The sequence below is a fragment of the Pseudomonas atagonensis genome, assembly GCF_011369485.1.
GTDB classification, from domain to species: domain Bacteria; phylum Pseudomonadota; class Gammaproteobacteria; order Pseudomonadales; family Pseudomonadaceae; genus Aquipseudomonas; species Aquipseudomonas atagonensis.
In genome coordinates this window covers 69454-93142 of sequence record NZ_VXCA01000001.1, presented here as the reverse complement: position 1 = coordinate 93142, position 23689 = coordinate 69454, and the positions used below count along the sequence as shown (strand labels likewise).

Annotated in this window: 24 protein-coding genes; 16 read left to right on the top strand and 8 right to left on the bottom strand. The window is 60.9% G+C overall.

Annotation, left to right across the window (positions count from 1 at the left end; genetic code table 11):
• Nucleotides 1-12: 12 nt before the first annotated feature.
• Nucleotides 13-450, bottom strand: coding sequence for an Lrp/AsnC family transcriptional regulator (locus F2P67_RS00370; RefSeq protein WP_038368669.1), 438 nt, complete (start codon nt 448-450; stop codon nt 13-15).
• A 138-nt stretch (nt 451-588) separates the two neighbouring features.
• Here F2P67_RS00370 and F2P67_RS00365 point away from each other — a divergent pair, with 138 nt between their 5' ends.
• Nucleotides 589-1482 carry a DMT family transporter gene (locus tag F2P67_RS00365; RefSeq protein WP_166215867.1) on the top strand — a complete coding sequence of 298 codons (894 nt, stop codon included), beginning with the start codon at nt 589-591 and terminating at the stop codon, nt 1480-1482.
• 2 nt (nt 1483-1484) lie between these two features.
• On the opposite strand, the gene F2P67_RS00360 is transcribed toward F2P67_RS00365, so the two are convergent.
• The 4 genes from F2P67_RS00360 to F2P67_RS00345 all read right to left on the bottom strand — a co-directional run bounded on the left by F2P67_RS00360 (nt 1485) and on the right by F2P67_RS00345 (nt 5658).
• Nucleotides 1485-2525 (bottom strand): FUSC family protein, encoded by a 1041-nt coding sequence (locus F2P67_RS00360; RefSeq protein ID WP_178120895.1) that lies wholly within the window; start codon nt 2523-2525, stop codon nt 1485-1487.
• Nucleotides 2526-2586: 61 nt separating this feature from the next.
• A complete protein-coding gene (locus F2P67_RS00355) occupies nt 2587-3546 on the bottom strand; it encodes an HlyD family secretion protein (protein WP_166215864.1) in 960 nt (319 codons plus the stop codon).
• Nucleotides 3547-3551: 5 nt separating this feature from the next.
• Nucleotides 3552-3902 carry a DUF3302 domain-containing protein gene (locus F2P67_RS00350; RefSeq protein WP_166215862.1) on the bottom strand — a complete coding sequence of 117 codons (351 nt, stop codon included), beginning with the start codon at nt 3900-3902 and terminating at the stop codon, nt 3552-3554.
• A 130-nt stretch (nt 3903-4032) separates the two neighbouring features.
• Nucleotides 4033-5658 carry an NADP-dependent glyceraldehyde-3-phosphate dehydrogenase gene (locus F2P67_RS00345; RefSeq protein ID WP_166215859.1) on the bottom strand — a complete coding sequence of 542 codons (1626 nt, stop codon included), beginning with the start codon at nt 5656-5658 and terminating at the stop codon, nt 4033-4035.
• 373 nt (nt 5659-6031) lie between these two features.
• Between F2P67_RS00345 and F2P67_RS00340 the strand changes: the two genes are divergently transcribed.
• From F2P67_RS00340 to F2P67_RS00275, 14 genes are all read left to right on the top strand, one after another.
• A complete protein-coding gene (locus tag F2P67_RS00340; RefSeq protein ID WP_166215856.1) occupies nt 6032-6394 on the top strand; it encodes a c-type cytochrome in 363 nt (120 codons plus the stop codon).
• A 76-nt stretch (nt 6395-6470) separates the two neighbouring features.
• A complete protein-coding gene (locus F2P67_RS00335; RefSeq protein ID WP_166216007.1) occupies nt 6471-7799 on the top strand; it encodes a D-arabinono-1,4-lactone oxidase in 1329 nt (442 codons plus the stop codon).
• A 74-nt stretch (nt 7800-7873) separates the two neighbouring features.
• Complete coding sequence (locus tag F2P67_RS00330; RefSeq protein ID WP_166216004.1) at nt 7874-9082, top strand: DSD1 family PLP-dependent enzyme; 1209 nt, start codon at nt 7874-7876, stop codon at nt 9080-9082.
• A gap of 278 nt (nt 9083-9360) precedes the next feature.
• Nucleotides 9361-9972, top strand: coding sequence for a transposase (locus F2P67_RS00325; RefSeq protein WP_166215853.1), 612 nt, complete (start codon nt 9361-9363; stop codon nt 9970-9972).
• A 59-nt stretch (nt 9973-10031) separates the two neighbouring features.
• Entirely contained in the window at nt 10032-11630 is a 1599-nt protein-coding gene (locus F2P67_RS00320) for a ShlB/FhaC/HecB family hemolysin secretion/activation protein (protein ID WP_166215850.1), read from the top strand.
• A 14-nt stretch (nt 11631-11644) separates the two neighbouring features.
• The gene (locus F2P67_RS00315) at nt 11645-13444 is read left to right on the top strand and encodes a DUF2341 domain-containing protein (protein ID WP_166215847.1); all 1800 of its coding nucleotides are present in this window, start codon (nt 11645-11647) and stop codon (nt 13442-13444) included.
• Between the two features lie 11 nt (nt 13445-13455).
• Nucleotides 13456-13881, top strand: a complete 426-nt coding sequence (locus F2P67_RS00310) for an ExbD/TolR family protein (protein WP_007915482.1) — start codon at nt 13456-13458, stop codon at nt 13879-13881.
• 3 nt (nt 13882-13884) lie between these two features.
• Complete coding sequence (locus F2P67_RS00305) at nt 13885-14589, top strand: energy transducer TonB family protein (RefSeq protein WP_166215844.1); 705 nt, start codon at nt 13885-13887, stop codon at nt 14587-14589.
• Between the two features lie 39 nt (nt 14590-14628).
• A complete protein-coding gene (locus F2P67_RS00300) occupies nt 14629-16329 on the top strand; it encodes a putative porin (protein WP_166215841.1) in 1701 nt (566 codons plus the stop codon).
• A 17-nt stretch (nt 16330-16346) separates the two neighbouring features.
• Nucleotides 16347-16976: a DNA repair protein gene (locus F2P67_RS00295; protein ID WP_166215838.1), complete on the top strand. Its 630-nt coding sequence runs from the start codon at nt 16347-16349 to the stop codon at nt 16974-16976.
• Between the two features lie 29 nt (nt 16977-17005).
• The gene (locus tag F2P67_RS00290; protein ID WP_166215835.1) at nt 17006-17479 is read left to right on the top strand and encodes a YbjN domain-containing protein; all 474 of its coding nucleotides are present in this window, start codon (nt 17006-17008) and stop codon (nt 17477-17479) included.
• Nucleotides 17476-18423 (top strand): peptidylprolyl isomerase, encoded by a 948-nt coding sequence (locus F2P67_RS00285; protein ID WP_166215832.1) that lies wholly within the window; start codon nt 17476-17478, stop codon nt 18421-18423. The genes F2P67_RS00290 and F2P67_RS00285 overlap by 4 nt, the downstream gene beginning before the upstream one ends.
• 99 nt (nt 18424-18522) lie before the next feature.
• On the top strand, nt 18523-19503 hold the full coding sequence (locus F2P67_RS00280) for a LysR family transcriptional regulator (protein ID WP_166215829.1): 981 nt from the start codon (nt 18523-18525) through the stop codon (nt 19501-19503).
• Between the two features lie 188 nt (nt 19504-19691).
• A complete protein-coding gene (locus tag F2P67_RS00275) occupies nt 19692-20210 on the top strand; it encodes a GNAT family N-acetyltransferase (protein ID WP_166215826.1) in 519 nt (172 codons plus the stop codon).
• 1 nt (nt 20211) lies between these two features.
• On the opposite strand, the gene F2P67_RS00270 is transcribed toward F2P67_RS00275, so the two are convergent.
• A complete protein-coding gene (locus tag F2P67_RS00270; RefSeq protein WP_166215823.1) occupies nt 20212-20904 on the bottom strand; it encodes an aspartate/glutamate racemase family protein in 693 nt (230 codons plus the stop codon).
• Between the two features lie 194 nt (nt 20905-21098).
• Between F2P67_RS00270 and F2P67_RS00265 the strand changes: the two genes are divergently transcribed.
• Nucleotides 21099-21590, top strand: a complete 492-nt coding sequence (locus F2P67_RS00265; protein ID WP_166215820.1) for a hypothetical protein — start codon at nt 21099-21101, stop codon at nt 21588-21590.
• 192 nt (nt 21591-21782) lie between these two features.
• Here the strand turns inward: F2P67_RS00265 and F2P67_RS00260 are convergent, their stop codons facing one another.
• Nucleotides 21783-22001 carry a CcoQ/FixQ family Cbb3-type cytochrome c oxidase assembly chaperone gene (locus tag F2P67_RS00260; protein ID WP_103302163.1) on the bottom strand — a complete coding sequence of 73 codons (219 nt, stop codon included), beginning with the start codon at nt 21999-22001 and terminating at the stop codon, nt 21783-21785.
• Nucleotides 22002-22019: 18 nt separating this feature from the next.
• A complete protein-coding gene (ccoN, locus tag F2P67_RS00255; protein WP_166215817.1) occupies nt 22020-23447 on the bottom strand; it encodes a cytochrome-c oxidase, cbb3-type subunit I in 1428 nt (475 codons plus the stop codon).
• Nucleotides 23448-23689 lie beyond the last annotated feature (242 nt).

The following is a 23689-nucleotide window of genomic DNA, read 5'->3' as shown; positions in this document are numbered from 1 at the left end:
ACGTCATCAAGCTCAAGCCATTGGTGGTAAACGACGTTTGACCGGGGTCTTCTTGACGATCGCCGTATTGGTTTCCGCCAGCGTATTAAGACGGTCGAGCAAGGTGTCGAGCTGTTCCATCGAACGCACGTGAAGGCGAGCGATGAAGCAGTCTTCGCCAGTGACTTTGTCGCACTCGGTGAATTCGGGAATCGACATGATCTGCCGCTCCACCTCCTGCAACTGTCCCGGCAGCGGCCGTACCCGCACGATGGCCTGCAATTGATAACCGAAGCATTTCGGATCGATTTCGACGGTGTACCCCTTGAGTACGCCGCGCTCTTCCAGACGCCGCAAGCGCTCGGCCACGCTGGGCGATGACAGGCCGCTGATCTGCGCCAGCGCCTTGAGTGAGCGCCGCGAGTCTTCCATCAAGGCGCTGATGAGGATCTGGTCGATATCGTCGGTCATGAAGCAACTCCAGCATTAGGCAATTGACGGAAACCACCCTCGATAAAAAAGGCAGAAATCGAGTTTAGCCTGCTTTTTGCGCTGGAGAAGTGCCACGTCGACTTGGCATACTTTTGCCAAATGCGGAGGAGACAGATGATGGACAAAACAATCCGGCGCGGCTCGTTTGAAATGACTGCCGCCATGCTGATATCCGGGACAATCGGCTGGTTCGTGCTGGTGTCGGGGCAACCGGTGCTCGATGTGGTGTTCTGGCGTTGTGTGTTCGGCGCCGGCACGTTGCTGCTGATTTGCGCTGTCTTCGGTTTTCTGCGGCCGGGCATTTTGACCCGCTCAACGTTCTTGCTGGCAGTGCTCAGCGGTGTGGCGATTGTCGGTAACTGGGTACTGCTGTTCGCTTCGTATTCCCGGGCCTCAATCGCCATCGGCACGGCGGTGTACAACGTGCAGCCGTTCATGCTGGTGGGTTTGGCGGCGCTGTTTCTCGGCGAAAAAATCACTCTGCAGAAACTGTTCTGGCTGGCGATTTCCTTCATGGGTATGTTGGCAATTGTCGGTGCCCACGGCGGCCAGGGTGAAAGTGGCGATGACTACTTGATGGGCATTGCGCTGGCGCTGGGCGCGGCGTTTCTCTACGCGATTGCGGCGTTGATCATCAAGCGCCTGACCGGCACGCCACCGCACCTGATTGCGTTGGTTCAGGTCTGCACGGGTGCGCTGTTGCTCGCGCCGTTCGCGCACTTTTCGGCATTGCCGCAGGCACCGAGCGCGTGGGCCAGCCTGATCACGCTGGGCATTGTCCACACTGGTCTGATGTACGTGCTGCTGTACGGCGCGATCCAGAAACTGCCGACGGCATTGACCGGCGCACTGTCGTTCATCTACCCGATTGCCGCGATCTTCGTCGACTGGTTCGCCTTTGGCCATCAATTGCAACCGCTGCAATGGATTGGCGTGGCGGCGATTCTGCTGGCCGCTGCCGGCATGCAACAGGGCTGGTGTCTGAAGGCCCGACGTCTGGCCGCTCAGTAATCTCAGATGTTCCAGCGCGGCGCGGTTTTCCCCAGGCGCTGGCGCATTTCGCCGATGTTGGCCGCCAACTGCCGGGTTAACAATCGGTAGCCATCGAGTGCACTGTATACCGGCGCATCAAGGCTGGAGTCGGGCAATTCCAGCGGCCGCTCCAGGCGCTGTGAGGCACCGGTTTTCAAGGCCCGCGCCATGCCGATCAATTGCACGCGGATTTGCCGGTGCTCGGCCTTCAATGCCGATTGCAGTTGGGCCATGGCTTGCGGGTCGTTGGTGTCGGGGCGGGTATTGCCGAGGATTTCCAGGGTGCTGATGCACATGCGCAGATTGCGCTGGATCGCATCGAGTTCGGTCATGGAAATCTTCACTTCCTTGGACACCGACGGCATCAGCGAACGCAATTGCACCATCACCGCGCCCAGGCGACTCATCAGTTTCAGGTGCTCGTCGGCGCTCACCGGCTGGCCGCTGATGATCCGCCCGTACACGGTGGCGCAGTCGCGCAAGGCGTCGGCGAGGTTGTAGCGCCACGAGTACACGGCGTACAGCGGTAGGGCAAAAGAGAAGGCCAGGGCCAAGGCGATGCCGATCAGAATATCGACCCCGCGCCACAACCCGTCGGTGATCGGATTGTCGCCATGCCCTGCGACGATGAACACGGTGATTGCCGAGAGCAGGGCGGTGTACCCACCCTTGCCGATGGCGTGATAAGAGAAGAAACCGCAGACCACGGCCATGGCGAAGTAGGTCAGCCACGGCATGCCGAGCCATGCCTGCTGCGCCACCAGCAGCAACCCGACGCCGGCGCCGATCAAGGTGCCAGTGGCGCGCTCGGCGGCTTTCTTGCCGATGTTGCCGTGATGCTGCAAACCGCCGATCACCACCAGCATGGTCACTGACGCCCATTCGCCATGCGGCAAATTAATGCCGGTGGTCAGCAGGATGGTTGCCAGTAACCCAAGGGCAACCCGCACCGCATGAATCAGCCGTGCGTGTCGGTAACGTCGATAAGGATCAAGCAACGGACGCAAGACACGGCGCAACAAGGGCGGAAGTCGATGGGTGCTGTAAGTACTCAGTGCGGACCTCTCGTGATGGCGGTTCAGGTCAATGGAAAGGAAAAATGTAATTCATCCATGCTGCCATACGCAGGAGGATTTTGCGCATCGTACCAATGTGGTGGAAGTGCTGACTGTACAACGCGGCCTGCCCGTAAGCACCGCCCGGCATCAGCTTGCTGTACTGGGCGAAGTCCGGGTCGGTGATTTCGATGATCACCGGCACACGCCCGGCCGGCGGCGAACCGGTATAACCGATCAGCGTTCCGGAAGGCTGCACCTGGCCTTCGGCAATCACACCGATGACATTCTTCACACGCCCGGCGAAAACCTTGCCGGGAATGCCGTCGAACGCGACTTCCGCCTCATCCCCGACGGTCAGGCGCAGCAGGCTGTTCTGGCGCATCCACGCGGCAAAATATTGGCCTTCCTCAGGAATGAACACCATCGAGGGGCGCAACGGCAACTTGCTCGCCATCATGCCCGGCCGTAGCGAAACATGGGTAACGAAGCCTTTGCTCGGCGCGCGAACGGTGGTGTTGTCCAGTTCGAACTGGGCGTTATCCAGTTGCGCTTGCAGATCATCGGTGCGGGCGATGGCGGCATCCAGTTCGCGTTGGGTGCCGAAGTTACGGCGGATCAATTCGGTGATGCGGTAGCGATCACCCTTGGCGGCGACCAGTTGCGCTTTCAGCGATTTCACCCGGTTTTCAAACGGCGTGGGGTCGATGCGAAACAGCACATCGCCTTTTTCCAGCGGTTCGTTACCCTTCACCGGCACTTCGATCACCTGACCGCTGACGACCGGAATGACCGGCACGGAAACGAAGTAAGTACGCGCCACCTCGGAGTAGGGATGGTTGTAGTTCATGGTGAAAATCAAGGCGCCGATCATCAGGATGCCGCCCAGTACGGCGGTGGGCACCGTCCATTTGTTCAGCGGGATACGGAATATCTTGAACACTGCGACGCAGATCGCGGCATAAGTCAGGATAAGGAGCAGATCCATGGTGTTCAGCCCTCCCCGTTGTGGGGAGTAGTGGCATTCAGCGCTTCGAGTCGTTCGAGGCGTCCTTGCAGTTCGACCACCTGTTGCTCGAGGCGAACGACATGGTTTTGCACGGATTTACCGTCACCGAACCCCCAGCCGCGATCCTCTCGATAGGCCATCGCCCAGATCCACAGGAAAGGCCAGAGCGCATGCAGCGTGAACAGACTGACCCAGCCAGTGGCATGGATTGCATCCTGATGCGGGTGGTTACGATGAACGGCAATCTCATAGGGAATGTCGTGCAACACGATGATCCCGTAAAACAGTACGAGCCCGGCAAACACCAACACGCCCAACGCGAAGTAGTCCAGCATGATCAAGCTCCCGGCATCCAGCACAGTGCTGGGATCAGTGTAGACACTGATTTGCCGGGCGCCTTGCGACTTTGGATCAGAACCGCATGGACTCGCCTTCTTGCTTATTCACGATTCGGGAGACCGTGGATCAGAAGATGTAATCGGTGGTCAGGAAGCTCGAATCGCGTCCGCGAATGATCTCGCTGATCAGATCCTTGTTGCTGTCCTGGAACTTGGTCGCCACCAGCGTGCGGATCGAGAACACCCGCAGCGCATCGTGCACCGAGAGCGTACCTTCGGCGGAGTTCTTACGGCCATTGAACGGGTAAGTGTCCGGCCCGCGCTGACACTGGGCGTTGAGGTTGATCCGCCCGACCTGATTGGCGAAGGTGTCGACCAGACGGCCGACTGCCACCGGGTTGGTGCCGAAAATGCTCAACTGCTGACCGAAATCCGACTCCAGCACGTAATCGATTACCGTATCGAGGTGACGGTACGGCACGATCGGCACTACCGGGCCGAACTGTTCTTCCTGGTACACGCGCATCTGCGGATTCACCGGGTACAGCACAGCCGGGTAGAAGAACGATTCGCGGGATTCGCCGCCATTCGGATTGACCACTTCGGCGCCTTTGCTGCGCGCATCCGCGACCAGACCATGCAGGTAATCGACCTTGCCCGACTCCGGTAGCGGCGTCAGCGACACACCGTTGTCCCACGGCATGCCCGGTTTGAGGGTGGCCAGTTTCGCGTTGAATTTCTCGATGAAGCTGTCGACCACGTCTTCATGGACGAAGAGGATTTTCAGCGCGGTGCAGCGCTGGCCGTTGAACGACAACGAGCCGGTGACCGCTTCGCTGACCGCGTTGTCCAGATCGACTTCCGGTAACACGATGCCAGGGTTCTTCGCGTCCAGCCCCAGCGCCGCACGCAAGCGGTGCGGTTTGGGGTGCAGTTTCTTCAAGTCGCTGGCGGCCTTGTTGGTGCCGATGAAAGCGAAGATGTCGATCTTGCCGCTGGCCATCAGCGCGCTGACGGTCTCGCGGCCACTGCCGTAAATGACGTTGATCACGCCGGTCGGGAAGCTGTCGCGGAACGCTTCGAGCAACGGACGAATCAGCAGTACGCCGAGCTTGGCCGGTTTGAACACCACGGTATTGCCCATGATCAGCGCCGGAATCAGCGTGGTGAAGGTCTCGTTCAGCGGATAGTTGTAAGGCCCCATGCACAGCGCCACGCCGAGCGGTACGCGGCGGATCTGCCCGAGTGTGTCCTGTTCCAGCTCAAAACGGCTGGAGCGGCGGTCGAGTTCCTTGAGTGCATTGATGGTGTCGACGATGTAGTCGCAGGTGCGGTCGAACTCTTTTTCCGAGTCCTTGAGATTCTTGCCGATTTCCCACATCAGCAGCTTGACCACGGCGTCGCGCTGTTGGCGCATACGGCCGAGGAAGGCTTCGACGTGCTGGATACGTTCAGCCACGCGCATGGTCGGCCACAAGCCCTGACCCCGGTCGTAGGCGCGGACGGCGGCGTCGAGAGCGGTGAGGGCAGTGTCGGCGTCGAGCAGCGGTGTGCTGCCGAGGATCACTTGTTCGTCGCCGTTTTCACCGTGCAGATAGACCGGGCTGCGCACCGTGGCGAGCGGGCCGTCCCAGCGGCGCAACTGGCCGTCGACGAGGTATTCGCGTTGCTCGACCTGAGCGTCGAGGCGGTATTTTTCCGGGATGTCGCTGACAGAAGGGAACAGGTTGCCAAGGATGTTTGCTGTGGTCATGTCGCTACCCCGTGTTGATGTCCGCATGCAGATCAAAAGTCTCTACAGGTTATACGCCTGAATACGCCGAAATTTAAACCCGCAAATGTCACTCGAATGTCACGCCAAGGCACGAGGCAGAGCTGCAATTCGCCTATGGAACCCTTGTGAGAGGGGGCTTGCTCCCGAAAGCGTCAATTCAGGCGACATCACTGTCGAATGTGCCAGCCTCTTCGGGAGCAAGCCCCCTCCCACAATTCAATCGTGGTTATCCGGCAGACTTTCAACTGGCCCCGTTTGCCCCCCTCGCTGTCCCGCAATGCCCTCAACCCGCCACGGCCGCTGCCTTAAGGTGTGATCACAACAATAAGCGGTATCCCACGCGAGGGGCGTTATGCGTTCGATCCGATTCACCGCAATGCTGACGCTAGCGGTCGCACTGGCCGGCTGTGGCGATGACACCAAACCGACAAGCACTTCCGGCATCGCCGGTAACGCCATGCCCAAAGACCCGGCACTGGCGCAGATCTATGCCAACAGTTGCCAGCTCTGCCACGCCAACCCGGCCGCCAACGCACCGCTCACTGGTGACCGCAAGGCCTGGGAACCGCGCATCCAGCAAGGCGCCGACACGCTGCTCGACCATGCGATCAACGGCTATAACGGCATGCCGCCGATGGGCCAGTGCGTCGAGTGCTCGGAAGAGCAATTCCTGCAATTGATCGGCTTCATGGCCGACCAGCCTCTCCCACAATAAGGGTGCGCGCATGACGATGGATCTGACACGGCGGCAGTTGCTGCAACGGGCAAGTATCGTCGGCGCGTTCAGCGCGTTGGCCAGTAACCCGGCGCTGGGCCAATTGCTGCGCGCGCCTCGGTTGATTCCGTGGCGCAACTGGTCGGGCGGGCAAAGTTGTCTGCCGGCGGCACGACTGGCGCCGAAGAGTCTCGATGAACTGACGACGATCATTCAGCAGGCACCCGGCAAGATCCGTCCGGTCGGCTCTGCGCATTCCTTCAGCGCTTTAGTGCCCACCGACGGCACGTTGCTGTCGCTGAGTTACTTCAACGGTCTGCTCGATCACGATGCGAAAACCCTGCAAGCCGAATTCGCCGCCGGCACGCCGATGTCGCGCATGGGCGCGCCGTTGAAAGACATTGGCCAGGCTCTGCAGAACATGGCCGACATCGATTACCAGACCCTTGCCGGGGCGATTTCGACCTCGACCCACGGCACCGGCAAGAACTTCCAGTCCTACTCCGCGCATGTCTGCGGCCTGCAACTGGTGACCGCCAGCGGCGAGGTGCTCGACTGTGACCGTCAGCGCCATCCCGAAGTGTTCAACGCGGCCCGCGTGTCCCTTGGCGCCCTCGGCGTGGCGACAAAAATCCGCCTGCAAAACCGCCCGGCCTATCGCCTGCGCGAGCGCCAGTGGATCGCCAAGACCGAAGAACTGCTGGAAGACCTCGACAAGAACACCCGTGAAAACCAGCACTGGGAAATGCTCGTCGTCACCCATTCCGATTACGCCTTGTCCATCGCCCTCAACGAAACCGACGACCCGGCCACGCCGCCGATCCCGCCCGAAGAGGAGGGTGGTAATGAGTTCGTGACCCTGATCGAGAAGATCGACAAGTACGGCAGCGACTTCCCCGATCTGCGCCGGACGATGCTCAACAGCCTGCGCCATCTGGCGAGTTTCGATGATCGGGTCGGCGACTCGTTCGACATCTACGCCAACGTGCGCACGGTGCGTTTCAACGAGATGGAATATTCGGTGCCCGCCGAACATGGCCCGGCCTGCCTGCGCGAAATTCTCAAGCTGATTCAGGACAAGGACCTGCGTACCTGGTTTCCCATCGAGTACCGCTACGTCAAGGCTGATGACATTCCGTTGAGCATGTTCGAGGGGCGCGACAGCTGTTCGATCTCGGTGCACCAGCATTACCAGATGGATCATCACAACTTCTTCGCTGCCGTCGAGCCGATCTTCTGGAAGTACAACGGCCGCCCGCACTGGGGCAAGTTGCACACGCTCAATGCGCGCACGTTGCAGCCGCTTTATCCGCGCTGGCGCGAATTTGTCGAGGTGCGCCAGGCGCTCGATCCCAGCGGCAAGTTTCTCAATGCGCATCTGTCGTCAATTCTGGGGGTGAGCTGATGGCGGTCAATCGACGCAATTTTCTGCTTGGCACGCTGGGTGTCGGAGCGCTTCTGGTGGGGGTGGGCGCGTGGCTGCGGCCGGGGGATCGTGGCGCGCCGTACAGCGAATATTTCCGCGTGCTGAATAAAGAGCTGAAGGACAAAGGCCCGATGCGCCCGGTGCTGCTGATCGATCTGGATCGCCTCGATCACAACATTGACGTGGTGATGCATTCGGTCAAACGTGGCGGCAAGCAGTTGCGATTGGTGGAGAAGTCGTTGCCCTCGCCGGGGTTGCTCAGCTACATCGCCCAGCGTGCCGGGACGCAGCGGCTGATGTCGTTTCATCAGCCGTTTCTCAATCACGATGCGTTGACGTTCCCGCAATCGGACATCCTGCTCGGCAAGCCACTGCCGGTGCGTTCGGCCGAGATTTTCTATCAGGCCCACAAAGGCCCCTTCGACCCGGCGAAGCAATTGCAATGGTTGCTCGACGGGCCTGAACGCCTGCAGCAATACCTGGCGCTGGCGCAAGGGCTGGGCACGCGGATGCGCATCAATATTGAGCTTGATGTCGGCCTGCATCGGGGCGGGGTCAGTGACGTGAATGTGCTGGGGCAGATGCTCACGCTGATCAGTGCCAACCCGCAGCATCTGGAGTTTGCCGGGTTCATGGGTTACGACCCGTTCGTGGGCATGGGCGTGCCGGGGATTCTCGGCTCACCCGAAGAATTGTTTGCCAAGGTCATGGCGATTTATCAGCGCTGCGTGGACTTCACCCGACAGCAATTCCCGCAGTTGTGGCACGACGGCCTGTGCCTGAACACCGCTGGCAGCCCGAGTTACCGCATCCATGAAAACGAGAAACTCAGCACTGAGGTTTCGGTGGGCACGGCGATGCTCAAACCGACGCACTATGACCTGCCATCCCTGGCCGAACATGTGCCTGCGACCTGGATCGCCACGCCGGTACTGAAGAGCACCGGCGCGGTGAACATTCCGGCGCTGGATGACAAGTCGAAACTGTTCTCGTGGTGGGATCAGAACCAGCGCCAGACGTTTTTCATCTACGGCGGCAACTGGATGGCCGAGTTCGAATCGCCACCCGGACTTCAGAGCAATGGCGTTTATGGGCGCAGTTCAAATCAGGAGATGGTCAACGGCTCCAGTGCCGTTGGCCTGACAGTCGAAGACCAGGTTTTCCTGCGCCCGACCCAGACCGAAGCCGTACTCCTGCAATTCGGTGATCTGCTGGCCGTGCGCAACGGCAAGATCGTCGACATCTGGCCGGTTTATTCCTGACCAAGAACAAACTCCATTCCCTGTGGGAGCGGGCTTGCTCGCGAAGGCGTCCCGTCAGCTGAAATCTTCACGGCTGGTACACCGCTTTCGCGAGCAAGCCCGCTCCCACATTTAGTGTCAAGTACAGCCCGAATCCTCCATCGCCCACCTTCCGTAATGAAGCTTTTATGACAAAAGTTCGGTAGCACATCGCCAGTCCGGTCATGCCTATGTAACGCGCTTGAGGGGCCCAACGGGGCGCTTTTCACAAGCCGAGGCGGGACGCCGGGAGTGAGGCAATGGGGACTATGGAACGCTACTCGAAAGTGGGCATGCAGGAACTCGATCAGCGCTTGTCGAAGATCGTCGAAGCCGCGCGCAAGAAGCCGGTTTCGGTGTATCGCTACGGCGCGCCGTGGGTCTGGATCGTGTCGCAGGATGACTGGCAGGGCGCCTTGAAAGAAGTGTCCAGCTACATTCCGCCTGGCCATTCGCTGGTCTTGCTGCGCCCGCAGATCGACGATTTGCTCGATGCCCATCGCGAACTCCTGCACGACCTCAATGCCGAGCCTGGCATGTTGATCCCCGCGCAAACGGTCATGCATATCCTGTTGCTGCAACTGCTGTATTCGGTGCCCAGCGAACAGCAGCTTTATGAACAGCTCAATTACAACCTGCTGTTTCGCTGGTTCGTCGGCCTGGGTCTGAACCAGAAAGTCTGGAGCTTTAACGTCCTCAGTCGCGACATCGCCACGCTGCTCAACGAGCCGCGTGCGGTGCAGCTCATCCAGAAAATCATTGGCGAAGTGTTCTGCGGTGCCTTGCTGCAAATGCCCGAGTTCTCGTTGAACTTCGCGCTGCTGCACACCTGGCTCGGCAAGCACGCCTGCGCGCCGCACGTCAGCAACTAACAGCGGCAACACACAAGGCGCCGAAGCGCCAACAGGTCATCGCGAATTCAGGGGGTAGTGTGGAACCGATTTTCAAGTCACGGCTGGCGCTGTGGGGCTGGCTGCTGGTGACGGCGGGCGCGCAGCCGGCATTGGCCGAAGAGACCGCGCAAGCAGCTACGGCGCAGCGTCTGGTCGACGTCAACGAGTACTTCGTGCGCGGCAACACCGTGCTCGATGCGCGGGCGATTGAAGAAGCGGTGTACCCGTTTCTCGGCCCGCAAAAAGCCCTGAGCGACATCGAGGGCGCGCGGGATGCCTTGCAGAAGGCTTATCAGGAACGCGGCTATCAATCGGTGTTTGTCGAGTTGCCGGAGCAGGCCGTGGCCGACGGCATTGTCTATCTGCAAGTCAGCGAAACCAAGGTCGGCCGGGTGCGCGTGGTTGGCGCCAAACACTATTCGCCGCTGGATATCCGCGACAACGTCCCGGCGCTGAAGGAGGGCGAAGTCCCCGACTTCGCCAAGGTTCAGGGCGAGCTGGCGCAGCTCAACAAGACCCCCGGCCGGCAAGTGATGCCACTGGTTCGCGAAGGTCAGCGCCCGGGCACCATGGACGTCGATCTGCAGGTCGAGGATCAGAACCCGTGGACCGCCAGCGTCGGCCTCAACAACGATTACAGCGCCGACACCGAAAAACTCCGTGCTGTGACCAGCCTCGGTTACAACAACCTCTGGCAACTCGGCCACAGCATCAACCTGACGTACTTCACTGCGCCGCAGGACACCGACAACGCCAAGGTCTGGTCGGGGTCGTACACCGCGCCACTGACGGATCGCTGGAGCGTGCAGTTCTCCGGTTATCAGTCCGACAGCAACGTCGCCACCATCGGCGGCAGCAACGTGTTGGGCAAGGGCCACTCCTATGGGGTGTCGGCGATCTACACGCTGCCATCGAGTGGCAACTGGTCGAACTCGCTGTCGGCCGGCATTGACTTCAAGGACTTCGACGAACGCCTGACTCTGTCCGGTGAAAGCGACAAGGTGCCGCTGCAGTACGCGCCGTTCACCTTCGCCTACAACGGCTATCGCTACAGCGAAAAGAGCCAGCTCGGCCTCGGCCTGAGCCTGGTGGCCGCTACCCGCAGCATTTTCGGTTACGGCAGCTCCGACGAAGACTTCGACTACAAACGCTACCGCGCCAAACCGAGTTTTGCCGTGCTCAAGGGCGACACGAATTACACCTGGACCTTCGACAGCGACTGGCAGAGCGCGAGCAAAGCGGCGTTCCAGTTAGCGTCCGGGCCACTGGTTTCCAACGAACAATTCTCGGCCGGCGGCGCCACTTCAGTACGCGGCTATCTGGCGGCCGAACGCACCGGCGATGACGGCTTGCTGCTCAGCCAGGAAGTGCGTACGCCGTCGCTGGCCAAGTATGCCGGCACGTGGATGCAGGACTGGCGCTTCTACGCCTTTGCCGAAGGCGCGCAGCTTTACCTGCGCGATGAACTGCCGGATCAGGACGCCAATTACGCCTTGGCCAGCGTCGGCCTCGGCACCCGCGCCAGCCTGAGCAAATGGCTGTCCGGCAGCCTCGACTGGGGCTATCCGCTACTCGAAGGGCCGAACACCTCGAAACAGGAATCGCGCCTGCACTTCAACCTTCAAGCCACTTTCTGACAAGGAGCACGTTCATGCAGCGCCTCTTTCTTTCGTTGTTGATCTGCCTGGGCTTCGTGCTCCCGGCCACGGCTCAGGCCTGGTGGCAGGACGACTGGCATTACCGCAAACAGATCGCCGTCGACACCACGCCGCAAGGCGCCGGGATCAATCAGGCGCTGGGCCGCACGGCGTTGCTGGTGCGCCTGCACACCGGCAATTTCACCTTCGATGGCGTAAAAGAGGACGGCTCGGATCTGCGCTTCGTCGCCGCTGACGACAAAACCGTGCTCAACCACCAGATCGAAAGTTTCGACGCGCTGATGGGTATGGCGCTGATCTGGGTCGATGTGCCGAATGTCGAGGGCGGTCAGCGTCAGGACATCTGGATGTACTACGGCAACCAGAAAGCCCCGGCCACCGGCAACGGCCAACTGACCTTCGATCCGAATTACACCGCGCTGTATCACTTCGACGGCGCCACCGGCACTCCGGCCAAAGACACCACCGCTTACGGCAACACCGCACAGAGCGCGACCGGCGCTGCGATTGACGGCGTAGTAGGGCGGGCCTTGCAGTTCAGCGGTCAGCCATTGTTGCTGCCGGCCAGTCCGTCGCTGCAACACAACGCCGGCAGCGCGTTCACCTTCAGTGCCTGGCTGCGCCTGGATCAGGCCAGTGGCGAGCAACTGATCCTGGCCCGCCGTGAGGGCGCCAACAGCCTGCTGGTCGGTGTCAATCAGGGCGTGCCGTTTGTGGAAATCGATGGCCAACGCGCCGTCGCCACTCAAGCGCTGAATCCCGGCCAATGGCAACACGTTGCGCTGACCGCTGAGGGTTCGAAGGTCAGCCTTTACATCAACGGTCGCGAAGCCACCACGTTGACGCTGGCGATGCCGGCCTTCAATTCGGTCATGGCCATCGGCGCCGATCTGCACGAAGGTCCGTTCCAGCCATTTGTGGGCGCCATCGATGAGCTGCGCCTGTCGAAAGTCGCGCGGCCCGCGCCGCTATTGCTGGCCGATGCCACCTCACAAGGCGCCGAGTCGAAACTGGTCGCTTACGGCGTCGATGAAGAGCAATCCGGTTTCGGTTTCGGCAGCCTTGGTTTCCTGCTCAACGCCGTGCCGGTAGATGCCTGGGTGATCATCGCGGTGCTGGTGCTGATGATGTTCCAGTCGTGGATCATCATGCTGCGCAAGAACCGCACCCTCAGCCGCGTGACCGCCGCCAACGAAGACTTCCGCGTGCAGTTCGCCAAGGTCGGCACGCGTCTGGAGATGTTCGCCGACGACGCGCAACTGGCCCAGCGCCTGCAGCATTCGCCGCTGTGGCGCCTCTATCAAGTGGCGGTCAAGGAAATCCGTACCCGCCGTGAGCAGGGCGCTGATACGTCCTCCGTTTCTGCGGCAACCATCGAAGCCATCCGCTGCTCGATGGACGGCGTGCGTACCCGCGAAAACCAGCAACTGAGTTCGAAACTCTCGACCCTGTCCAACGCCATTGCCGGTGGGCCGTACATCGGCCTGCTCGGCACCGTGCTGGGGATCATGGTGGTGTTCCTCGGCACGGCGATGGCCGGCGACGTCAACATCAACGCCATCGCGCCGGGTATGGCCGCTGCCTTGCTCGCCACTGCCATGGGCCTGTTCGTCGCGATCCCGGCGCTGTTTGGCTACAACCGCCTGATCACCCGCAATAAAGAAGTCAGCGCCGACATGCGCGTTTTCGTCGACGAGTTCATCACCCGTCTGGCGGAGATGCACGGCGAAGGCCAGTCCAGTGAAGCGGCGCATCAGCGCGGCCATCACGCCAACCACTCCGTACCGGCCTGAGGAGCACTGACATGGCGTCCGTAAATGCCTCCCACGACGATGACGAAGATGCAGCGGTAGACAGTATCAACATCACCCCATTGGTCGACGTGCTGATGGTGGTGCTGGTGATGTTCATCCTCACTGCCACCGCACAGGTCTCGGGGATTCAGATCAACCTGCCCAAGGCCAGCGCTTCGGTGTCGTTGTCCGAGGCCAAGACCAAGGCGATTTCGGTCAACGACGGCGGTCAGGTGTTCCTCGATGCTTACCCGGTGACGCTGGCCGAACTGGAAGAGCGTCTGCGCATCGAGAAGGCGCAGAGCCCGGACTTCCCGGTGATCGTGCGCGGCGACGCGACGGTGCAGTATCAGAAAGTCATCGAAGTGCTGGATCTGTTGCGCCGGCTCGAACTGTCCCAGGTCGGTCTGGTGACCGGCAAACCGAGTCAGGGCTGAGTCATGACTGCACAACTCCCGATCGAGCCGTTGCCGGTGAAAAATCCGGCGCTGCGTTATGCCAAATGGGGCGCCGGACTGCTGATCGGCGCACTGGCCGCGTGGCTTCTGTGGCAGTGGGCCAACGACATGAGTGGCATCCGCCGCGAAGCGCCGAAGGTGCCGACGATCATTCCGTTGCCGCCACCGCCACCACCGCCGCCAGAGAAACCGCCGGAGCCGGAAACCCCGGTGGAAGAAAAAGTCGTCGAGCCCGAGCCGACCCCCGAACCCGAAGAGGTCAAGCCTGAGGAAGAGGCGCCACCATCGCCGGCGGACGATCTGGCCAACCCGATGCAAATGGACGGTGACGCGCAGTCCGGCAACGACGCTTTCAACATCGGCGCGGGCAAGGGCGGCGGCATGGCCGGCGCCGGGGGCGGACGGCTGGGCACCGGGACTTACAGCCAGTTCCTCGCGTTCACCTTCCAGAAGCTGCTGCGCGAGAACCCTGACCTGCGCAACCTCGCGTTTTCGCTGCAGGCCGATGTGTGGCTGAGCAGCGTCGGCGAGATCACTCGGGTCGAGCTGATCAAGTCCAGCGGCAACCCTGAAATCGATACGCAAGTGCTGGCCGCGCTACGCGGTGCGCCGGCCCTGAGCGAACGGCCTCCGGCCTCCATCACTTTGCCTGTGCGCCTGTCCCTGCAAGGGCGGCGTCCGGGTTAACCGAATTCTTAGAGTTTTGCCAAAAGGAGTTGTGTGCAGATGATTTCCAACGTGAATCGATTGTCCCTGGCGGTCGGCATGGTCATCGCGACCCTGGTCGGTCAGGCCGCGGCAGCGCCTGCGCCCTCGGAGAACGCCACGATCAATCTGATCCGCTTGCTGGTCGAGCAGGGCATTCTGAAACAGGACAAGGCCGACGCGCTGATCGCTCAGGCGCAGAACGAAGCCGCCCAAGCCAAACAGGCCGCCGCCTCCAGCGCCGTGGTCGCCGCCGGCCCCGTGGCCGCGCCGGGCGATGTCCGTGTGCAATACGTGCCAGCAGCGGTGCGTGACCAGATCCGCGATCAGGTCAAAGCCGAAGTCATGGCCACCGCCAAACAGGAAAACTGGGCCGCGCCCAACACCTTCCCGGACTGGGCGTCACGCATCAGCTTCGACGGCGATATTCGTCTGCGTGACGAATCGCGTTACTACTCGGACAGCAACAGCAACGAAATCGTCGACTTCGCCAAGCTCAACAACAACGGCCCGTACGACGTCAATCCGAACAGCAGCACCAACCTGCCGCCACTGCTCAACACCCGCGAAGACCGCACCAACCAGTTCCGCATTCGTGCACGTCTGGGCATGAAAGCGGTGATCTCGCCGGAATGGACCGCCGGCATTCGCATCGGCACCGGCTCGGACAACAACCCGGTTTCCACCACGCAAAGCCTCGGCGGCGGCTTCGCCAAAAAGGACATCTGGCTCGATCAGGGTTACCTGAACTGGAAGCCTACGGATGAGCTGACCCTGACCGGCGGGCGCTTCGCCAACCCGTTCATGTCCACCGACATGCTCTATTCCAACGACTTGAACTTCGACGGTGTGGCGGCGATTTTCGACCACAAGCTCAGCCGCGACTGGGGCGTGTTCGGAACCGTGGGCGCGTTCCCGGTGGACTACACCAACGACACCGCCAGCAGCAACGGCTTCGACAAGGAAGAGAGCGACAACAAGTGGCTGTACGGCGCGCAGATCGGCGCCAAATGGGCGATCAACAGCAACAACCGCTTGAAAGGTGCGTTGGCTTACTACCGCTTCGACGATATCGAAGGCCAACGCTCCAGCCCTTGCGAACCGTGGGCCGGTGCGCCGGGCTGCGACAGCGACGGCAGCCGCGCGGCGTTCATGCAGAAGGGCAACAGCGTGTTCCTGCTGCGCGACATAACGCCGAACCCGCTCAACCCGACCACCACGCCGCAGCCGCAGTTCGTCGGCCTCGCCTCAGAATTCAACCTGCTTGATCTGAACGTGGTCTGGGACGCCGACCTGCCGCAAGACTTCAAACTGCGCAGCCAGGGCAACTACATCCACAACCTCAGCTACGACGAGGGCGACATGCGCAAGCGTTCTGCCGGGCAGATCGTCAACAACCTCGACAGCAATGGCGACATCGAAAGTGGCGCCAATGCGTGGATGGTGCAGTTCACCCTCGGCAACGCGCTGGACTTGAAGAAGCAGGGCGACTGGAACCTGTTTGCCGGCTACAAGTACATCCAGCCGGACGCCTTGCCGGACGGTTTCAACGACTCGTCGTTCCACCTCGGCGGCACCAACGCCAAGGGTTATTTCATCGGCGGCAATTACGGCCTGGCGAAAAACGTTTACGCCACCGGTCGCTGGTTGAGCACCGAAGCGGTGTACGGCGCGCCGTTCGACATCGACGTCTTGCAGCTTGAGATCAACACGCGCTTCTAAAGCGCCGGGAGAGGGTTATGAACACGCGATTCTTATTGCTGGGGCTGGGAATGTTGATCGCGACAGGGGCGAGCGCCGAAGGCATGGAAGAGCGCTTGCGCACGCAGTTGCGCAGCACCACCCAGCAGTTGCAAGCCCTGCAAAGTCAGCAGGCCCAGGCCAGCGCCGCGCAACTGGCGGCGCAGAACGAGGCCAAGGCTGCGCAGGCGCAAATCAAGCAATTGACCGCCGAACTGGCCAAGGCCAAAGGCTTCGCCGAGCAACTGGCCGGGCAGCAGCAAAGTCTGCACAGCCAGGCCCAGGCGCAGGTGGCGGCCAGCAACGAGCAGACCGGCAAGTTCAAGAAAGCCTATGACGAGTTGCTGGTCATGGCCCGTGCCAAAGAGGCAGAACGGTCTAAGCTTCAAGCGCAATTGACTGAACGTGACACACAAGTGCAGCAATGTTCGGTCAAGAATCAGCAGATGTATGGCGTGGCCAGGCAGATTCTCACCGCCTACGAAAACATCGATGTGGCCGAGGTGATGAAGATCCGCCAGCCCTTCGCCGGCAGCGCCCGGGTCAAGTTCGATGAACTGGCTCAGGGCTTTGGCGATGAACTGTACAAGACTCAATTCGATGCGCCGCAAGCCGCGATTGCGCACTGATTAAAAGACTCATAGACAAGGAAGAAGTAATGACTCAATTGATCTCCCACGTATCCCCGCAATCCCTGACCGACGTGCTGCAAGCCGCCGGTTACCGCGTCAACCAGACCGAACAGAACGGCATCGTCCAGTTGCTCAGCGCCAGCCAGGGCATCGGTTACGCCGTGCGTTTCGGCAACCCTGCGGTGGCAGAGCAGGGCAGCTACGTCGACTTCACCTTCAGCTGTGCCTTGCGCGTGCAGGGTGAGTTGCCGGCCGGTGTGGCCGAGCAGTGGAACGCGACCCGCCGGTTTGCCCGGTTGTCGTTGCAGGGCGAGTTTCTGGTAATGGAAATGGACGTGGTGGTGGCCGCCGGTGTGAGCAACGATCACCTGCGTGGCAACCTCGAATTGTGGGATCGCCTGCTGCAAGAGTTCATTGTCTACCTGCGTGATTTCACCCAGAACGGCGCCGCGCAAACCGCGAAAGTCGCCGTTGCCGAGCAAGAGGAAGTCGCGCTGTGAAAAAGCCAGCCATGGTGATCGGCGCCGGTGCAGTGGCGCTGCTGGTGGTGGCCGTGGCGCTGGTGGTGCGACCGGGCAGTGACCCGGTCGCCGCCCAGCAATCGTCGCTGGTGGCGGCGGTTGCTACGGGGCCGGCGGTGGCGCGGTTGGGCAATCAGCAGGTGTCGCCTGAGGAATTGCAGGCGCTGTTGGCGACGGTGCCGCCGGAAACCCGCGAACAGCTGCGTGGCAATCGCGAGGCTCTGGAGCGCTGGATCCGTGCGCGTCTGGCCGAGAAAGCAGTGCTCGAACAGGCCGATGCGCAGGGATGGGCGCAGCGTCCGGACGTCGCGCGACAGACGCGCGCGGCGACTGAACAGATTGTCTTCCGTGATTATTTGCGTTCGGTCAGCCAGGTGCCGGCCGAGTATCCGAGCGCGGCCGAGTTGCAACAGGCGTATGACGCCGGCAAGGCCAACTGGCAGACGCCGGCGCTGTATCGGGTCAGTCAGATTTTTCTCGGGGTGAATGACCCGCAGAATCTGGAAGCCGTGCGCAAGCAGGCGGGGGAGTTGAGCAAGAAAGCTCAGGCCGCGCCGGGGGAATTTGCCGCGCTGGCGACGCAGTATTCGCAGGATCGCGCCACTGCCGAACGCGGCGGGGACACGGGGTTGCAGCCGTTGCAGCAATTGGTGCCGGAAGTGCGCGGGGCGGTGGCGCGGCTCAAGGTTGGCGCTGTGTCGGATCCCGTGCAAAGCGCGGCCGGGTTCCATGTGATCAAACTCACCGAGCAACAACCGGCGCGCATGGCGTCGCTGGACGAGCTGCGCGATCAGCTGACCCAAGCCTTGCGTGCCCAGCGGCAGGAGCAGATTGCCCAGGCGTATCTGGACGGCATGCTCAACACCGCGACGTTGAGTATCGATGGTGCTGAGCTCAATAAAGTCCTCGAGGAAAAACGCTGATCCTGATTGACCGAAAATCCCTTGTGGTAGCGAGCAAGCCCGCTACCACAAGGGGGCTGGTGAGCATTCATAAATACAAAGATCGACAGGGAGTCATCGATGTCATTCACCGAACCCGCAGGACGACAGGGAAGCGCCGAATTTCGCTGGCCGCAGGGCAACAGCGAACCGTGGCTGGCGCAGGCGTCAACGATCGAAGCCGAGGTCGCGCAATACTTTCTGGTCAGCGCTCGCTGTGGCTGTTTCATGCAAGCGGCGCGTAGCCTCAATGTGCGTTCGACCTTGTTGCGCAAGCAGTTGGCGCAGCTGGAGCAGGCGCTGCAACATACCTTGTTCAGTTTTCAGGGCAGCGCCTTGAGCCTGACTCGCGAGGGCCAGCAATTGCAGGCGAAACTGGTCGCTCTGGCCAACGAGCGCAAATTGCCGGTAGTCGAGCAACCGCTGATCCGTCTGGCCGTGGCCGAGTCGATTCTGCATGACATCCTCGGTCGCGATCTGATCGCACTGCTGCGGCGCAACGCCAGCGTGCGTCTGGAGATTATTGCGCTGGACAGCGAATTGTCCCTGCGCGCGGTCAGTGCCGACATCGTCCTCTGGCTGGCTCACGGTGAAACCGCACACCCCGGCCCGACCTTCGCCACCAGCGAGCCACAGCGACTGGCGCAATTGAACTACCTGCCGCACATTGCCAAACGTTATTCGCGCGTGACTGCACGCCCGGACACCCCCGACGACCTCGCCGATTTCATGCTCGTGCAATGGCAGCATGACCGGCAGATCGACAGCTTCCGGCCATGGAACGAGCTGGTCGAACAGAGGTTGGCCGGTGTGGTGCAGATGCAATCCTACGAGTTGATGCTGGAGATGATTCGCTGCAGTGCGTGCATCGGGTTGTTGCCGGCGTACATGAGCCGCTTTGATCGCGGGTTGGTAGCGTTGCCGGGATTGTTCGACGAGCCGATGCAATTGCAGGTGTGGCTGGCCGTTAACGCTGAGTCGCAGAGCGTGGCCGAAGTGCAGACCCTGATCGACCTCATCCACCACACCTTCGATGAACGCCAGGAATGGTTTCAGCCCTGATCCCATTACCCTCCTGAACTCCTAATTCCCGGTGGGAGGGGGCTTGCTCCCGAATGCGCTGGATCATTCAAGGATGAAGGAGGCTGACTGCTTTCGGGAGCAAGCCCCCTCCCACCTATTGATCTCGCCAGATTCGGGGTTCGCGGTTTACAGTGCTTGGCCACACATCGATCCAGGAAGGATCCGCCATGCCAGAGCACAACCCCGCCATCCACCTCGAACGCTCCAACGAATCCCACATCGAGGGCATCACCGCGCTGTACAACGACCCCGCTGTAGCGCGGCAGGTGTTGCAGATGCCGTTTCAGTCCACCGAAGTCTGGCGTCAACGGCTGCAGGCGGATAACGAACGTGCGGTGAAACTGGTGGCGCTGCACCAGGGCGTGGTGATCGGCAATCTGGGGCTGGAAGCCTTTTCGCGGATTCGCCGTGCCCACGCCGCCAGTTTCGGCATGGGCGTTGCGGTGGCGTGGCAGGGCAAAGGCGTGGGCTCCAAATTGCTCGCAGCAGCCCTGGACGTCGCCGACAACTGGATGAATCTGCACCGCGTCGAGTTGTCGGTGTACGCCGATAATGAGGCGGCCATCGCCCTGTACCGCAAGTTCGGTTTCGAGCCCGAAGGCCTGTTCCGCGATTACGCGGTGCGCGACGGGCAATGGGTCGACACCCTGAGCATGGCCCGTCTGCGCAAGCGTCCCGACGCCTGATTCAGTCGCCCAGCGCGAACGCCACCGCCGACTGTGCATGCAGTTCGGTGGTGTCGAGCAGGGGCAGGGCGCTGTGTTCGGGTTTGACCAGCAGACCGATTTCCGTGCAACCGAGAATGATTGCCTGAGCGCCGCGCGCCGTCAGCGATTCGATCACTTGTTGATAAATCTTGCGTGAGGCCTCGCTGATTACGCCGACGCAGAGTTCGTCGTAAATGATCCGGTGCACCTCTTTGCGCTCGCTTTCATCCGGCACCAGTACCGTCAGACCCTGGGCGATCAGACGTTGCTTGAGAAAATCCTGTTCCATGGTGAACGCCGTGCCGAGCAGACCGACGGTGCGTGCATCAATGGCCAGCGCGGCTTGCGCTGCCGGCTCGGCAATGTGCAGGAACGGAATGCTGATCGCGGCCTGAATCTGTTCCGCGACCTTGTGCATGGTGTTGGTACACAACACCACGCATTCGGCACCGCCGGCCTCCAGCCTGCGCGCGGCATCCACCAGAATAGCGGCAGCATCATCCCAGCGTCCGGCATGCTGAGCCTGTTCGACCGGGCCGAAATCGACGCTGTACATCAGCAGTTGTGCCGAACGTAACGGCCCGAGGCGGTCACGCACCTGTTGATTGAGGAGGCGATAGTATTCGGCGCTGGACTCCCAGCTCATGCCGCCGATCAGGCCGATGGTGCGCATTGGATTTCCCTTGGTTATTAAGGTTGGGCTTCGGCAGAGTGTCCATTTGTTCACGAGCGCATGCCAGTGCCAGGCAAACTGTACCGCTGATCCTTTTGCCAAGTGTCACGGTGTCGGCGGTCCAGGTTTAACGTACGCCGGCGTCTCGATCTGTCACTATCGACTATCGCAGGCTCTGTCCGAGGAAGGTACTGATGAACGACGTACAACAACTGGGCGAGATGCTTCGTCACTATGCCGAGAGTGAAGCGCACAAGAAGCAACTCTTCGAAACCCAATCACAGGTGTGGGCCACACGGATTACCGAACTGTTCGCGCAGATCCAGCAATGGCTTGCGCCGGTGCAGGCGCCGCATCTGCTGGAGGTCAGCCGCGAAGTTTATGTGGCGTTCGGGCCGGGCACGCCGGTCGAGACTTCGACCTTCAAGACTGAAAAACTAAGCATCGTGATCGCCGGCAAACCGGTGGAGTTCGTGCCGGACGTGATGGGCAGCGGTGGGCAGATTTCACTGGCGGTAATGGGCCTGACGGCGGCGCGGTACGGCAGTATTTCGCTGGTGGGGTTGCCGAGCGGTGATTGGCAGTGGCGCAAGACCAATGGTTTGAAGGATCCGGATACGTTTGTGTTTGATGCGAATTTTCTGGCGTTGCAGTTACAGAGCCTGATTCCCCGAGACCGCAGTTAAGATCAAAAGCTTACCCCCTCACCCCAGCCCTCTCCCCCAAGGGGGCGAGGGGGAAAGGGAGCAGATCTTCGTGGTGGTTGATATTGCATTCACCTTCGATATTTCAGGTCGGTGTATTTCGGATAAACAACTCGGTCAGTCCCCTCTCCCTTTGGGAGAGGGTTAGGGTGAGGGCAAATCGGCTGGCTCACTTCACATATCGAGGTTGATCCAGCCCGGTTTGGCTATCTCCGGCGCCACCGCCTTCACAGTTTTACCGGTGGCCAACTCCACCCGTCGCGCCACCTCCGGATCATCGGCAAACGGCACCATGCTCGCATCCTCCAGACTTTGCGCCGTCTCCCGCCGCAGGCAGTACTCCACCGCCAGCCACAGAAACACGACCCCCAACACATTGAAGAAAATATCCATATTGACCGGCTCCCTGCCTCACGCGATCTGCGCTTCACGGTGGGCAATCGCGACGTCGGCAACCCTCACCGTGCGCCACACGTTGTAAGCCATCAGCAACATGCCGCTGAGGAAGAACACCCCGCCGGCAAAGCGCACGATGAACCCCGGATGGCTGGCCTGCAACGCCTCGACGAACGAGTAGGTCAGCGTGCCGTCCTCGTTGATCGCCCGCCACATCAGGCCCTGGGTGATGCCGTTGACCCACATCGAGGCGATGTACAACACCGTGCCGATGGTCGCCAGCCAGAAGTGCAGGTTGATTAGCGGTGTGCTGTACATCTGCTCGCGGCCAAACACCTTGGGCACCATGTGATACGTCGCACCGAAGGTGATCATTGCCACCCAGCCGAGCGCGCCGGCGTGTACGTGGCCGATGGTCCAGTCGGTGTAGTGGGAGAGGGCGTTGACGGTCTTGATCGCCATCATCGGGCCTTCGAACGTCGACATGCCGTAGAACGCCAGTGACAGGACGAGGAAGCGCAGGATCGGGTCGGTGCGCAACTGATGCCAGGCGCCTGACAGCGTCATCATCCCGTTGATCATCCCGCCCCAGCTTGGCGCCAGCAGGATCAGCGACATCGCCATGCCCAATGACTGCGCCCAGTCCGGTAGCGCGGTGTAGTGCAAGTGGTGCGGGCCGGCCCAGATGTACAGAGTGATCAGCGCCCAGAAGTGCACGATCGACAACCGGTACGAATAAACCGGCCGATTGACCTGTTTCGGCACGAAGTAATACATCATCCCGAGGAACCCGGTGGTCAGGAAGAAACCCACTGCGTTGTGCCCGTACCACCACTGCACCATGGCGTCGGTGGCGCCGGAATACACCGGATAGGACTTGAACCAGTCCACCGGAATCGACAGGTGATTGACCACGTGCAGCATGGCGATCACCAGGATGAACGCGCCAAAGAACCAGTTGCCGACGTAGATGTGTTTGGTCTTGCGCTGCACCACGGTGGTGAAGAACACCACGGCGTACGCGACCCAGACCACCGCCATCCACACTGCGCCGGAGAATTCGATCTCGGCGTATTCCTTGGTGGTGGTGTAGCCCAGCGGCAGGGTGACCAGCATGATCACGATCACCGATTGCCAGCCCCAAAAGGTGAACGCGGCGAGCTTGTCCGAGTACAGCCGCACCTGGCAGGTACGCTGCACCGCGTAGTAGCTGGCGGCGAATTGCGCGCTGCCGGCGAAGCCGAAAATCACCAGGCTGGTGTGCAACGGTCGCAAGCGGCCGAAGGTGGTCCACGGCAGGTCCAGATTCATGTCCGGCCATACCAGTTGCGAGGCGATCCATACCCCCATCGCCATGCCCACGACACCCCAGAAAACCGTCGCGATGACGAATTGGCGGACGACCTTGTAGTTATAAGCCTGTCCGATTGTTGCTGTGCTCATGGTCAGTTCATCCACGGTTGCAAAGTCTTGCCAGGCCACCCGGTCTGGCACGAGCTGCACTGTAGAAACCCCGCCAGAAACAAAACAGGCTCAGGAAATGTTCATTTATGCGGATCAGATCGAAGCGCTGCCTGCGGCCATCTGCCGCGCCCTGATACGGTTTTTATGCGTTCAGGTGAATCTGTTGTGCACTGCGCCGTTCGTCCATAGTCAGGGAAAATACTGTGGGAACGGGCGAACCC

Excerpts from the sequence above, each read along its gene's own strand:
- F2P67_RS00265 (WP_166215820.1), top strand. The coding sequence starts at position 21,099 with ATGAACGACGTACAACAACTGGGCGAGATGCTTCGTCACTATGCCGAG.
- F2P67_RS00350 (WP_166215862.1), bottom strand. The coding sequence starts at position 3,902 with ATGCTGGACTACTTCGCGTTGGGCGTGTTGGTGTTTGCCGGGCTCGTA.
- F2P67_RS00290 (WP_166215835.1), top strand. The coding sequence starts at position 17,006 with ATGACTCAATTGATCTCCCACGTATCCCCGCAATCCCTGACCGACGTG.
- F2P67_RS00295 (WP_166215838.1), top strand. The coding sequence starts at position 16,347 with ATGAACACGCGATTCTTATTGCTGGGGCTGGGAATGTTGATCGCGACA.
- F2P67_RS00340 (WP_166215856.1), top strand. The coding sequence starts at position 6,032 with ATGCGTTCGATCCGATTCACCGCAATGCTGACGCTAGCGGTCGCACTG.
- F2P67_RS00325 (WP_166215853.1), top strand. The coding sequence starts at position 9,361 with ATGGGGACTATGGAACGCTACTCGAAAGTGGGCATGCAGGAACTCGAT.
- F2P67_RS00305 (WP_166215844.1), top strand. The coding sequence starts at position 13,885 with ATGACTGCACAACTCCCGATCGAGCCGTTGCCGGTGAAAAATCCGGCG.
- F2P67_RS00275 (WP_166215826.1), top strand. The coding sequence starts at position 19,692 with ATGCCAGAGCACAACCCCGCCATCCACCTCGAACGCTCCAACGAATCC.
- F2P67_RS00300 (WP_166215841.1), top strand. The coding sequence starts at position 14,629 with ATGATTTCCAACGTGAATCGATTGTCCCTGGCGGTCGGCATGGTCATC.
- F2P67_RS00270 (WP_166215823.1), bottom strand. The coding sequence starts at position 20,904 with ATGCGCACCATCGGCCTGATCGGCGGCATGAGCTGGGAGTCCAGCGCC.
- ccoN (WP_166215817.1), bottom strand. The coding sequence starts at position 23,447 with ATGAGCACAGCAACAATCGGACAGGCTTATAACTACAAGGTCGTCCGC.
- F2P67_RS00315 (WP_166215847.1), top strand. The coding sequence starts at position 11,645 with ATGCAGCGCCTCTTTCTTTCGTTGTTGATCTGCCTGGGCTTCGTGCTC.
- F2P67_RS00280 (WP_166215829.1), top strand. The coding sequence starts at position 18,523 with ATGTCATTCACCGAACCCGCAGGACGACAGGGAAGCGCCGAATTTCGC.
- F2P67_RS00365 (WP_166215867.1), top strand. The coding sequence starts at position 589 with ATGGACAAAACAATCCGGCGCGGCTCGTTTGAAATGACTGCCGCCATG.
- F2P67_RS00260 (WP_103302163.1), bottom strand. The coding sequence starts at position 22,001 with ATGGATATTTTCTTCAATGTGTTGGGGGTCGTGTTTCTGTGGCTGGCG.
- F2P67_RS00345 (WP_166215859.1), bottom strand. The coding sequence starts at position 5,658 with ATGACCACAGCAAACATCCTTGGCAACCTGTTCCCTTCTGTCAGCGAC.
- F2P67_RS00355 (WP_166215864.1), bottom strand. The coding sequence starts at position 3,546 with ATGGATCTGCTCCTTATCCTGACTTATGCCGCGATCTGCGTCGCAGTG.
- F2P67_RS00370 (WP_038368669.1), bottom strand. The coding sequence starts at position 450 with ATGACCGACGATATCGACCAGATCCTCATCAGCGCCTTGATGGAAGAC.
- F2P67_RS00310 (WP_007915482.1), top strand. The coding sequence starts at position 13,456 with ATGGCGTCCGTAAATGCCTCCCACGACGATGACGAAGATGCAGCGGTA.